The organism is Martinezella miluonensis, assembly GCF_900094545.1.
GTDB lineage: Bacteria > Pseudomonadota > Alphaproteobacteria > Rhizobiales > Rhizobiaceae > Rhizobium > Rhizobium miluonense.
Genome location: NZ_FMAH01000038.1, coordinates 1 through 12,848, shown reverse-complemented (window position 1 = coordinate 12,848; position 12,848 = coordinate 1). Strand labels below are relative to the sequence as shown.

8 protein-coding genes and 1 pseudogene are annotated in these 12,848 nt (G+C 58.3%); 7 read left to right on the top strand and 2 right to left on the bottom strand.

Annotated elements, in window-relative coordinates:
- Positions 1–10 precede the first annotated feature (10 nt).
- On the top strand, positions 11–1,156 hold the full coding sequence (locus tag GA0061102_RS24710; RefSeq protein ID WP_092854110.1) for an acyl-CoA dehydrogenase family protein: 1,146 nt from the start codon (positions 11–13) through the stop codon (positions 1,154–1,156).
- A gap of 39 nt (positions 1,157–1,195) precedes the next feature.
- Here the strand turns inward: GA0061102_RS24710 and GA0061102_RS24705 are convergent, their stop codons facing one another.
- Entirely contained in the window at positions 1,196–2,797 is a 1,602-nt protein-coding gene (locus tag GA0061102_RS24705; protein ID WP_092854108.1) for an ABC transporter substrate-binding protein, read from the bottom strand.
- A gap of 286 nt (positions 2,798–3,083) precedes the next feature.
- Here GA0061102_RS24705 and GA0061102_RS24700 point away from each other — a divergent pair, with 286 nt between their 5' ends.
- Complete coding sequence (locus tag GA0061102_RS24700; RefSeq protein ID WP_092854106.1) at positions 3,084–4,403, top strand: NtaA/DmoA family FMN-dependent monooxygenase; 1,320 nt, start codon at positions 3,084–3,086, stop codon at positions 4,401–4,403.
- A gap of 162 nt (positions 4,404–4,565) precedes the next feature.
- On the opposite strand, the gene rtcR is transcribed toward GA0061102_RS24700, so the two are convergent.
- Positions 4,566–6,224 (bottom strand): RNA repair transcriptional activator RtcR, encoded by a 1,659-nt coding sequence (gene rtcR / locus GA0061102_RS24695; RefSeq protein ID WP_092854104.1) that lies wholly within the window; start codon positions 6,222–6,224, stop codon positions 4,566–4,568.
- A 210-nt stretch (positions 6,225–6,434) separates the two neighbouring features.
- Between rtcR and GA0061102_RS24690 the strand changes: the two genes are divergently transcribed.
- From GA0061102_RS24690 to GA0061102_RS24670, 5 genes and pseudogenes are all read left to right on the top strand, one after another.
- Positions 6,435–7,991, top strand: a complete 1,557-nt coding sequence (locus GA0061102_RS24690; protein ID WP_092854102.1) for an RNA-binding protein — start codon at positions 6,435–6,437, stop codon at positions 7,989–7,991.
- A gap of 936 nt (positions 7,992–8,927) precedes the next feature.
- Positions 8,928–10,334 (top strand): RtcB family protein, encoded by a 1,407-nt coding sequence (locus GA0061102_RS24685; RefSeq protein WP_092854100.1) that lies wholly within the window; start codon positions 8,928–8,930, stop codon positions 10,332–10,334.
- Between the two features lie 184 nt (positions 10,335–10,518).
- The gene (locus tag GA0061102_RS24680; RefSeq protein ID WP_245298124.1) at positions 10,519–10,962 is read left to right on the top strand and encodes a barstar family protein; all 444 of its coding nucleotides are present in this window, start codon (positions 10,519–10,521) and stop codon (positions 10,960–10,962) included.
- A gap of 288 nt (positions 10,963–11,250) precedes the next feature.
- Positions 11,251–11,874, top strand: a complete 624-nt coding sequence (locus GA0061102_RS24675; RefSeq protein WP_092854096.1) for a hypothetical protein — start codon at positions 11,251–11,253, stop codon at positions 11,872–11,874.
- Between the two features lie 86 nt (positions 11,875–11,960).
- A pseudogene (locus GA0061102_RS24670) lies at positions 11,961–12,848 on the top strand (ISL3 family transposase); the annotation flags it as partial.

Below are 12,848 nucleotides of genomic sequence, written 5' to 3'. Positions count from 1 at the left end.
TTGTAACGAGATGACAGAAACCACTGATCTGATCGGCAAGGCGAAAAACCTTGCCGAGGATTTTTCTAGGACAGCCGCGCATCACGATGCGACGGGCGCCTTTCCTTTCGAAAATTTCGACCGGCTTTTCGATGCCGGCCTGCTCGGCCTCGTCAGCAGCCGGGATCATGGCGGTCACGGTGAGGGCCTAACCTCGGCGCAAGCCGTCATCAGCGAGATCGCCCGTGGTGAGCCCTCGACCGCGCTGGTGCTCGCCATGCACTACACGTCGCATTTTGCCATTCGCCGCTTCGGCAAATGGCCACAGCATCTGGCCGAGCGGGTGCTTCTGGCAAACGGGCAGGGAGTGGCGCTGATCAACAACGCGCAGGCCGAACCGCGCATCGGTTCGCCAGCCCATGGCGCCCTCCCCGAAACGGTCGCGCGCCGTGACGGCGATCGCTGGCGCATTTCCGGCCATAAGAGCTACGTCACAGGCATCCCCGTGCTGAAATGGGTATCGCTTCTTGCTGTCACGGACGAGGAGGAACCGCGTCTTGCCTCGTTTCTGGTGCCGACCGATGCCGCCGGCTTTCGGATCGAGAAGAGCTGGAATGCGGCCGGCATGCATGCCACGGCGAGCGACGATATCATTCTCGAAGACGTATCGGTACCGCTCGATAATCTCATCGAGGCGCAACCCGCCAGCGAACCGATCCGCCGCGACGAGCATGCTGCCGCCTTCTTCTTTGGCCTGCTCGGTGCGGTTTATCATGGCGTTGCCAGAGCCGCGCGGGACCGCGTTCTTGGCTTTGCGAGCAAGCATAGCCCTGCCAGCCTTGGCGCACCAATCGCGACGGTGCCGCGCGTCCTGGACGGCCTCGGTGAAATCGAGGTCCTACTTGCGACGAACGCGCGATTGCTGCGTTCGCTCGGAGAGGATGTCGATGCCGGCAGGCCGGTGGGAATGGATGGCATGCATGTCCGCCACGTCGTCATCGACAATGCCGTCGCGGTCACCAGCCTGGCGCTGGAACTTGCCGGCAATCCCGGTCTCAATCGCGACTTCCAGCTCGAACGCCATCATCGCGATGCGATTACCGCCCGCTCGCATGCGCCGCAAAGTCATATGATCCGCACGATCGCAGCGCGGAGCGCCTTGAGCCGGCTTGGGTAAGCCGGCTCCCGTTCACAAGCAGAGCCCTGCCTAGCCTGTTCAGGCGCTTGGGCTCAGCCATATCTGGCCGAAACTGTTGTTGATGCCCTGTGCCCCGGGCGCGAAATTCCTCACCCGCTTGTTGGCAACGATCTGCGCGCCTGCCGCCACCAGATCGACGGAGACGACGTCGTTGTGGATAATATGCTGGAACTTGTACCAGAGCTGCCGGCGCTTGGCCTCATCCGGCTCGGTAGCGGCTGCTTCAAGGACCGCGTCGACCTCCGGGTTTGAATAGTGGCTGGCATTGGAGAAGACCAGGCCGATCTTGAAGTTCTTCGACCAATAGGCGCGCTGTACGCCAAGGGTCGGATCGAAGGTGTTGGACAAGGATTCGATCACCAGATCCCAAGCGCGATCCGTATAGACTGTCTTCAGGAAGGTGGCGAGATCGAGCTTGAGGATCTCGGCATCGATGCCGACAGCGGCAAGCGATTGCTTGATGAAGTCGGCATAGGAGGGCTGGAGAAAGGAATTATAGGCAAGCCGCAGCTTGAATCGCGTGCCGTTGGCACCGCGCGGATAGCCGGCATCGTCAAGCAGCTTGTTGGCAAGTTTGGGATCGTGTTCACGCGCCTTGATGCTCGGATCATACCATTTCGGCAAGGCTGTGCTGATCGGGCTTGGAGAAACCTTCGCATAGCCGAACAGGGCAATGTCCACCAGTTTTTGCAGATCGATCGCATGCGCAATCGCCAGCCGCACATCCTTCTTCGTGAGAATCTCGTTCTCATAATTGAAGAACAGCTGCTGCTGCGGGCCGGAATAGGCGTAGGTCGTAGTATCGACAACGAGGTTGGCATTGGCCTTCAGCCGCTCGATATCCGATAGCGGGACGGGGTTGGCGCCGATATCGATCTCTCCCGTCTCAAGTGCTGCAGCCCTTGCCGCTGGATCGAGGATGACGCGTAGGACGACGCGGTCGAGATAGGGTTTCGGCGCGTCCCAATAATTCGGGTTACGGTCGAAGATCAGATGGCTGCCGGGTACCCATTCCTTGAGGATGAAGGGACCGGTGCCGATCGTCTGGGCAAGGGTTGGCTGCTCGGTCGGCTTGAAGGTCTCGTAGACATGCTTCGGAACGATCGGCGATTCCGAACTGCCGAGCGCGGAGATCAGATAGGGGGCAGGCTTGAACAGAACGATAACGGCCGTCAGCGGATCGGGCGTTTCGACCGACGTCACATTCTGAAAGGTGATGCGCCCGCGCGGATGTGCTTCCTTCAGGCGAAAGATGGTGAACTTGACATCCTCGGAGGTGAAGTCCTTGCCATCGTGCCACTTAACGCCCTTGCGAAGCGCGAAGGTGTAGCGCAGACCATCGTCGCTTGCCGACCATGACGTCGCCAGAAGTGGCTTCGGATTGAGATCGTAATCGAAATCGAGCAATCCCTCGTTGATCTTCGGTCCGATCGCCTGTCCTGTGCCGGAGGAGGTGTTGATCGCGATCAGCGCCGTCGGATCGGGGTAATAGGCCCAGTTCAGGGTGCCGCCGCTCACCGGCGTTTCCACGGCGCTTGCCCCTGACGGAATGCCTCCCCAGGCAAGACCTGCGCCACCTAAGAGCAGCAATTGGTTGAAGTGACGGCGATTGATCGACATTTGCGCGCTCCGAAATTGGCGTTAAAGGCCAGATGACCCATCGCGAAAATGATCGTTACGAAACCGAGAGATCCAAAGTGAGTTTTTCTAGCGCGCTGCGAAAGCAATCCTTCCCGCAGCCGGAAAATCGCCCATTTGCAGCGCAGAATGATGCAAGCTCCCACTCGGCTTGCGATCGATAGAAACAATTTTTCCGGAGCCGCTCAATATTAGTCTATAAATTCTATGGGGAATTGATTGCGCAAACTAGCGTGCATCGCCCTCACAGAACAAAAGGCGCATCCGCATGACCGCCACCAAACGTCAGCTCCATCTCAATGTCGGCATCAACACGACAGGTTATCTTGCCAATGCCTGGCGCTACCGCACCGGCGACCGCCACGACATCAACAATCCCGACTACTACCGCAGACTGACGGAGCTTGCACATAAAGGGCTATTCGATGCCGTCTTCTTCTCCGACCACCCCGCCTTGATGACCGATCCGAACGGACGCCCCTTCCATACGATCGACCCGCTGATCCTGTGCACCGTGCTGGCGGCGCAAGTGCCTGATATCGGCTTTGTCGCCACTATGTCATCCACCTACAATTCGCCCTATAATCTTGCCAGACGCACACAGTCCGCTGATATCATTTCGGGTGGGCGCATGATCATCAACATCGTGTCCTCCTTCAATCCGAATGTCGCCGCAAATTTCGGCGCCGAACCCTTGCCGCCGCGCAGCGAACGCTATGCAAAGGCGTCCGAATTCCTCGATGTCGCCAAGCGGCTGTGGTCGAGCTGGGATCCGGCACGCGAAGGCGATATCCCCGAAAATCGCTTTTGGGATGCGGCAAGCGCGCAGGCGATCGATCATTCCGGCGATTATTTTACCGTGCAAGGTCCGCTGAACGTACCCGTCGGGCCGCAGGGACATCCGGTGATCGCTCAAGCGGGCACCTCCGAGGGCGGCATCGATCTCGCAGCCCGCCATGGCGAGATTATCTACTGCAATATTCTCTCCCGACCGGCTGGCCAGGCCTTTGGCAGAAAGGTGAGGGATCGGGCCATCGCTTTAGGCCGCGACCCTTCCGCAATCCGGATTGTCCCTGGTCTGGTGGCCATTCTGGGAAAGAACCGCGAGGAAGCCCTGCGCAAGCATGAACTCTTTAGCGGTACCGGGTCCGAGGATGGGCTGATTGCCCGCTTCATCAAGGATAACGGCATCAATCCCGATGGTTTCGATCCGGATGCCGTTCTCGATCCGGAACGTTTTATCCCCGATCCAAACCGTATCCAGGCCGTCGGCATGGGGCTCGGTCTATCGGACCTTCTGTCTCACGAGCAACTCACCGCACGCCAGGCAGTACGGCGTTCCGAAGGCCACCACCGCCTCGTACTCGGTACACCGGAAGAGGTTGCCGACGCGATCATAGATCTCTGGGCCGACGGCACGGTAGATGGCTATACATTGCAGCCGCCACGCGCACCCGACGATATCGAGGAATTCGTCACCAACGTCATTCCTATCCTGCAGGACCGTGGTGTCTACAGAACAGCTTACGAGGAAAAAACGATGCGCGAACGCTACGGCCTGCCCTATCCATTCAATAGGTTTGGATAACTTGATCACCCTTGAACAGGGGGCTTTGGGCTATCGCGATTGGATAGCGGGTTGGGTCTCACAGTCGATGCTCTTGAAGGGGTTTGAACCGACGACCCGGTGTTTCAAACGCCCAGGAACCTACTAAGCCATCGAGAATATTACGTTTTAGACTAGGCTGACCTACGAAACTCGTCTTTCGGTGTTTTGGAGAGAAGCGCGGCCGACCCTCCCATTGCCACCGTTAGTGATATCCTCAAATCTGAGACCGAAGCGAGCGAGATACTTCGTTAGACGATCTGCATCATTGCTGCTCCTTTTCTCCAATCGCGAGACTGCAAACAGGGCTCTGCCGGCAGAGCTCGCCGTCGCATGCTCGCGGCAGGTATGGAGAACAGTCGCAAGCTGCATCGCGTCGAAGTGATCGAGGCGAGCCGCAGCTTCTGCGCCTAACACTTCCTCGATGATCAAATCCGCTCCACCGCGGTCAGACGCACTTCGCCAAAACGTATTCAGCCGTCGGACTTCATCGTCAACAACATCAGTCGTGATGCGCCCATGCGGGGCGAGCGTCGCCATACGCGTCACCGAGGCAGATAGGTCGCGAAAGTTGGCGCTCCAGACGGCTTGTGGACCGGTCGCGAACGCAAGATAGCGACCGCGCGCTTCCTTGTTGAAGGTAATGTTTTCACCTTCACGTTCCAGATAGCGCCTGAGCTCGAAGTCGAGATTAGGTTCTATGTCCTCCTTGCGCTCGCGCAGGGCTGGCAGTTGGAAAGTCCAGAGATTGAGCCGGGCATAGAGATCCTCGCGGAATCTTCCCTTGCGGACATCCTCGCCGAGGTCGCGATTGGTGCCGGCAAGCAGTTGAAAGTCCGCAGATGTCTCCCGGTCGGCACCCACCGGCAGGAACCTCTTTTCCTCGATCGCGCGAAGGCACATGGCTTGTTCGTCGCGGCCGAGTTCGCCAATCTCATCGAGGAACAGCACGCCCTTGTCAGCGGATTTGAGCAAGCCGGCCCGCTCGCCTGCAGCACCGGTGAACGCGCCCTTTACATGACCGAACAGGGTGGACATGGCCTGGTCGCCGCGCAGGGTCGCGCAATTGACCTCGATGAAAGGGCCGCTGATCTTGCGCTGGCTCTTCTTCAGCTCATAGATGCGTCGGGCGAGTTGCGACTTGCCGGCGCCGGTTGGCCCCGTCAAGAGGACGGGAGCTGTCGAGCGGATCACCACTCTCTCGATCTCGTCGATCATCCTGTTGAATGCGGCGTTGCGGGTCGATATTCCCGACTTCAGGAAGGAGGCGGCGTCTTCGCGCTCGGACGCGAAGCGCTTGGCGATCTCGTCATAGCGCGAGAGGTCGAGGTCGATGATCCGATGTGTGCCGGCGAAGTCCTGTTCTGGCTCCCGATCGCGAGGCGGCGAGAGTTGCAGCAACTGACCAGGAATGATGCGGGCTTCGGTCAACAAGAACCAGCAGATCTGCGCCACATGGGTGCCGGTCGTGATGTTGACGAGATAGTCTTCCGTGTCGGGGTCGAAGCTGTAGCCGCGGGCGAAATCCCTGAGGCTCGTGTAGACCTCTGAAAAATCCCAGGGGTCCCGAAAGTTGATGACGTTGCTCCGCACTTCCGTCGCCGGCGCCACCGTTCCGATATCGCCGACGATCCGCTGACAAAGTGCTTGCGAGCGATTGTCGTGGATCAGCTCCAGCCGGTCGATAAACAGGCCAGGCTGCTGGCAGAGCGCGACATTGGGCCGCCAGCGGCTCCAGCGGTTTTCCCATTTCCCCGCATCCAGGGTGGTTCCCAATATGCTGATGGCGACTCGGCGCTTCACGACTTATCCAAAATTATAAAGAAGTATAATCTGCGATAATATAATCGGAATGCGAATTTTGCAAACCATGATCGCTTCCGAGAAGATAGAGAAATTTCTCCTTTAAAAAACAGATAGATGACTAAAAATTTCGCGCATCTCTCGGCTCCTTCTCCAAACTGGCACGCGTCTTGAAATGTATCTGGCACGAACCAAACAAGAGGTGCTGTCATGGTCAACAAGTCAATCTTCAAAACCTACCTCGGAAACCTGCTTCCGGGAACGGACACCAAAAATCACGAAGCGGCCCCGGCCTACCAGCTGACGCCGCGCGAGGCGCTGGCGCAATACGCCGTCACCGGCACGTTCAACGGCACCTTCTATGCTGGCGGAGCCGAGCAGCTTGACGCGGTAAAGGCACTTGCCCTTCAGGTCGAGCCGGAGTTCCTCGCCAGGGTGGCTGTCTACGCAGCTGAACAGGGTCACATGAAGGACATGCCGGTGACGCTGCTCGCCATGCTTTCCAGCCTTCAGAGCGATGCCTTCGCCCGGGCATTTCCTCGGGTGGTGAAGAGCGGCAAGATGCTGCGCGGCTTCGTACAGGTCATGCGTTCTGGCGCTACGGGTCGTAAGTCACTCGGCACGCGCCCGAAGAAGGTCGTGCAGGCGTGGCTCGAACGAGCCAGCACCGAGCAGATCCTGCGTGCAATGGTCGGAAACGACCCTTCGCTTGCCGATGTCATCCGCATGGTGCATCCGAAGCCGGCAACGGAAGAGCGCAAGGCGCTTTATGCCTGGGCTATCGGCAAGCCGTACAACTACGCGGCGCTGCCGGAACTCGTCAAGTCACTGGAAGCGTTTCGACGCGACCAGACCTGCCCGGTGCCGGACGTGCCGTTCCAGATGCTGACCTCGCTGCCGCTGACGCGGGAGCATTGGGTCGAGATCGCCCGCAAGGGCGGCTGGCAGATGGCGCGACAGAACCTCAACACCTTTGCACGCAACGGCGTGTTCGAGGTCAGGGGTTTTGCCGAGGCATTGGCGGCGCGGCTTGCCGATCCGGAGGAAATCCGCAAGGCGAAGGTCTTCCCCTATCAGCTGATGATGGCGTGGAAGATGGTCGACGGCCAGGTTCCGGATGTCGTGCGGGATGCGCTGCAGGATGCGATGGATATCGCCATTGCCAACGTGCCGTCGCTGACGGGCAATGTGGTGCTTTGCCCCGACGTATCGGGTTCCATGGGCTCGCCCGTAACCGGTCACCGGAAGGGCGCGACGTCCTCGGTCCGTTGCATCGATGTTGCCGGTCTCATGACCGCGGCATTCCTGCAGCGCAACCCGAAGGCACGGGTCCTGCCGTTCGAGAATGACGTCGTGCACGTCAGCCTCAACAAGCGGGATTCGGTGATGACCAATGCCGACAAGCTGGCGAAAATCGGCGGCGGCGGAACGAATTGCTCCGCACCGTTGAAGAGGCTCGCAAACGAGAAGGCGAAGGTTGATCTCGTGGTGTTCATTTCGGACAACGAATCCTGGGTGGACGCACGCAAAGATGGCCAGCCAACCGCTGTGATGACGGAATGGGCAAGGATCAAGGGGAATAACCCGGCTGCAAAGCTGGTTTGCCTCGATATCCAGCCCCACGCCACCACACAGGCGACGACGCGAGAAGACGTGCTCAACATCGGCGGGTTCTCGGACGCCGTCTATGGAGTGATCGCGGCTTTCGCAGCCGACACCAACGGCTCGAATGGCTGGGTGAAAGCCATCGAGGCGATCGAGCTCTGACGAGCTCACAAGAAGCAATACCTCCCGCGCCGCCGTGAACGGTGCGGGGGCCGTGACGAATGCCGGATGAAACTACAGGCTATTACCCTCCAGATCGCGGGTTCGAATCCCGTCGGGTCCTCCAGTTCATGGACCCGTAGCTCAGCGGATAGAGCAGGACGTTTCACCACACCTCGTCGTCACGGACGAATGGAATGACATGGCGAATGCAAAAGGAACTACATGGCCGCGGTAGGTTCGAACCCTGCAAGGGATTGAACATCCCCCTTGGTAGCGGGAAGTTTCTTAAACACTTGTCGCCATAGCCAAAAGCAGCGGCGAATGCCGGACGGAACTACAGCCGCCAAAGTTGGATGGTCTGGCAGGTTCGACTCCTCCTGGGCATACGCTCTCTGGCACGAGCGGGGCCATCCGGTTTCGTCCATCCTCGTCGCCGCTGCAAGTTCCTACCAGGTGGGAACGAACTATCCCGGCAAATGCCGGCAGGACTACAGGTAGAGCGGCTTGCCGGATTTTCGGCAGGCAGGTCGGATGTTCAAGTCATCCCGTGTTCCTCAGGGAATGCGTAGCTCAGATAATACTGTCCTGCCACTTTCGTCGTCGGGGCTGCAATGAAGGAGATGCCCGGCGAATGCCGGCAGGACTACAGGGATAGAGCGGCCCGCCGGATTTCGGCGGGCAGGTCGGATGTTCAATTCATCCCGTGTTCCGAAAGGAGCCCGTAGCTCAGTAAATTGTCCTGCCACATCTCGTCGCCGGGATGATGAAGACGAGCCTGGGCGAATGCCGCCGGTGACTACAGGGGCCGCATAGCGCCATGACCATGGAATGCGTGCGGTGAGATAGATCTCCGGCAACGCTTGTCGCCCAGGCGGTGTGAAGAAAAGCAACGGAACAAGAAGGACTGCAGACGCAGAAAAGACAATGACAACGGTAATGAGCGGACAGGATTTGATCGATGCCGGCATGAGCCAGGGGAAGTGGTTCCGCCCGGCTCTCGATGCGGCCAATGCGGTTTTGAGCAAGGGGGGTTCGGTGACGGATGCCCTGGAAGCGGCAAAGGCATTTGCGCCAGGGCCAACGCTTGCCTTGAAGGCCGATAACGACATCGAGATCTATTCCAACATCCGTGCCGAGAACGCCTTTGAGCAGGACAATCTGGAAAAGGTCAATGCGACGATGCGCGCGCTGGTGCGCACGCCCGTCGTTCGGGCGGCTGCGATCATGCCCGACGCATGCCCGGCCGGCCCGGTCGGGACGATCCCGGTCGGCGGCGTGGTCGCATCCGAAGCAATCCATCCCGGCATGCATTCGGCCGATATCTGCTGCTCGATGGCGATCTCGATCTTTCCGGATGTGGATCCGAAGTCGCTGTTGGATGCCGTGCATGCCGTGACGCATTTCGGTCCCGGAGGTCGTCCGCGCGGCGCGCAGATCAAGCCTTCCGAGGCGACGCTTTTGGCTTTCGAGCAGAACCCTTATCTGCGCGACGGTGCACTGAGCGTTGGTATCGAGCATTTCGCGACCCAGGGCGACGGCAATCATTTCGCCTATGTCGGAACGATGAAGTCGACCGGCGAAACGGCGCTTGTGACCCATCATGGATCGCGAGCACCGGGTGCCCGCCTCTACGACAAGGGCATGAAGGTCGCCAACCGGTTTCGTGAGCAGATCTCGCCGGAAACGCATACGGAAAATGCCTGGATTCCGGCGGATACCGACGAAGGCGATGCCTACTGGTCGGCACTGCAGACGATCCGCCAGTGGACGAAGGAGAACCACTATGTCCTTCACGACATGGCGGCGGAAAAGCTCTCGGCCAAGGTCGCCGATCGCTTCTGGAACGAACACAACTTCGTCTTCCGGAAGTCGGACGGGCTGTTCTATCACGGAAAGGGTGCGACGCCTGCCTTCGACAACTGGGCTGACGATGCGACCGATCTGACCATCATTCCGCTCAACATGGCGGAACCGATCCTGATCGTTCGCGGTTCGAATGCCGCTCATGGTCTCGGCTTTTCGCCGCATGGCGCCGGCCGAAACTTTTCGCGCAGCGCGCATATGAGGCAGTTGTCTGCGGAATATGGCGCGGATTCGCGAGGTCTCAGCCCGAACAACATCGCGGCTATTCTGGAGAAGGAAACAAGCGGTCTCGACGCGCGGTTCTTCTCCGGTTTCGCGGATGTGTCGGAACTGCCAAGTGCCTACAAGAACGCTGCGAGCGTGCGGGCGCAGATCGACCACTACGGTCTTGCCGAAGTGGTCGATGAGGTGATCCCGTTCGGGAGCATCATGGCCGGTGACTGGCAGAAGAATGCGCCTTGGCGCAAAAAGCGCCAGTAAACGTCGGTGAAGGCGGCGAGTCCGCCTTCACCATTATCAGCACGATTACAATAACGCGGCGGGTTTAATGTTCAGGGCCTTTAACGCAGCTGCGGCTGGCCGGCCACAACATCGCGCTCGGTGATCAGAACACGGTAGGGCGGACCTCGAGCGAACACAGGACATCCAATGGCGGCGAAGGGCAATGGTCCGCAATTCTTCTAACAATTATGAAAGAGTTCATTTGACGACCGAATACGTGATCGGCGGTTCTCGAATAACATCGCTGGAGTCATTTTATGACGAGATCAGCCGAGTGCTGATCCGTGACGCTTACTGGGGTAAAAATCTTGATGCCTTTAGCGACATTCTGCGAGGTGGCTTTGGAACGCCTGATGAAGGTTTCACGATCAGGTGGTCTCACTCGGATGTATCGAAGCAAAGACTGGGTTATCCCGAGACCGTGAGGCAACTCGAGCGCCGTCTGCAACGATGCCATCCCAGCAATCGAGATCATATTCGCCAGGAACTTGCTGACGCCCGTGCCGGCACGGGCCCGACAGCGTTTGATTGGCTCCTCTGGATCATTGACATCCACTGTCCTGGCGGCGAGGAGGAGGCCGACAATGTTCGGTTGGTGTTGGAATAGTTGGGTTGCGTGGGAAAGTGTCGCTTGGCGTTTAATCACGGATTGGCGGGATGCTGGAGAACGGCCGCGGAGACCCGGGAAGCCCTCGGGGTGGGCACCCGATTTTGGCCAGCTTAGCCTCAGCAATCATCCATACACCCTGTTCGTGTGGAATTGCCCTTCAAGCTATGCCGTTGTAGGCATTCAGATCTGGTTTCCTTGCAAGTTCATAATCAGCATAAAAATTGTTCGCACCGCAACCTTGGGCTCTCCATTTTGGGCAGACGAACCGAATCGTAAAGCAATCGAATGAACCAGACAGACAAGCTACCATCTGCCTTCGAGTGTTTTCGGAAGATGCTTGGTGTACTCGACTTCGTGGTCTTCGAGGACGCGGATGGCACGGATGAGGAAATCCTTTCAGCTATTCCGCAGGCGCTGCAACCGTCGTCTACAATTGACATTGAGAAACTGCGCCTGCTCGGGCGCAGATGCATCTCCGACAAAGAATTCTTCGGCGACTGGTACGACCTGGACGGCGGTCAGCTGCTGAAGTTAGGCCGCTATAGAACCTCGGACGGATCAGAACTGCACAATCCAATTCTGAACACTCTCGACAATGTAAACATTACGTCGGGAGGTGGCGGGTTGCCCGAAGTTGGAGCGGGGGGACAGTTCGCCTATGCGTTCTCATGGACTCCCTACTCTCTCCGGGCCAGACCGAGTGAGGTGCAGACGGAATTCGAAGAGATTAGAGACTTTATCCTGCCACCTCTGCAGACGAGTGAGATCTTCGACTGGTCGAACGTGCGGCTGCCCGAGGTTTCGGATTATTTTGACGCCGGCGCCGATTGGTGGGGTGTCTTCTTGTTTAGCGTATACATTCCATCGCTACGGCGGCTGACGATCATCGCAGGTTCAACAACAGACTGACTCATCATGTCGTTTTGCATTTAACCGGGTTCTCCCTCAAAGTCTGTGGTTAACAGGGTGTTAGCGCACAGTTGCTATCTGCGGAAATGCAAACGAAATCGAATTGGTCACCCGGCCCAGGGGTTAGAATTCTGGATGTCACCCTTCATGATGAAGAAAATTGGATTGTTTCCGCCGCTGCGAAACCCGTCGGTGTCTGCCCGGAGTGCGGCGTGAAAAGCCGACATCGACATGGCTGGCACAAACGCTGCCTTCAGGACTTGCCTGTTCAGGGACAGGCTGTGAAAATCCAACTCGCGCTGATCCGGTGGCAGTGTAAACACCCGATATGCCCGCGGCGAACTTTCACAGATCAGTTATCCAAAATTGCTTTACCCTATGCACATCGTACAGTGCGGATGGCCGATATCGTGGACTTGGTCGGGCACAGGATGGGCGGTCGCCCTGCAGAAAACCTGATGAATCGGCTCGGAATGCCGATTAGCGACGACACGATCTTGCGGCAGTTGAAGCGCAATGCTCCCAAACCCAGGCGAGACGACAATATTCGAGTTGTGGGTATAGATGATTGGAGTTGGCGGCAATCCTCGCACTACGGCACCATTATAATCGACCTTGAGCGCCGGTCAGTCATCGATATTCTGGACGACCGCAGCGTGGAAAGTGCAAAGGCATGGTTGCAAGAACGCCCATCTATCGAGGTTGTCAGCCGAGATCGATGTGGCCTCTATGCCCAGGGGCCGCCCGGGAGGGCGCACCCCAGGCCCGGCAGGTGGCCGATCGCTTCCATCTGGTTCAAAACCTTCGAGCCGCGATCAAGGAGCAGATGAGCCTTTCCGGTCATGCTCATGTCAGACCGATTTTGTCGGAAGACACGATCGCCAGCAACACGGCACAACACCGTCGGGCTCGCATGGCGCATAGACAATCGCGCCAGAAAACCTTTGATATGCTCCATGCCCTTCGTCAACAGG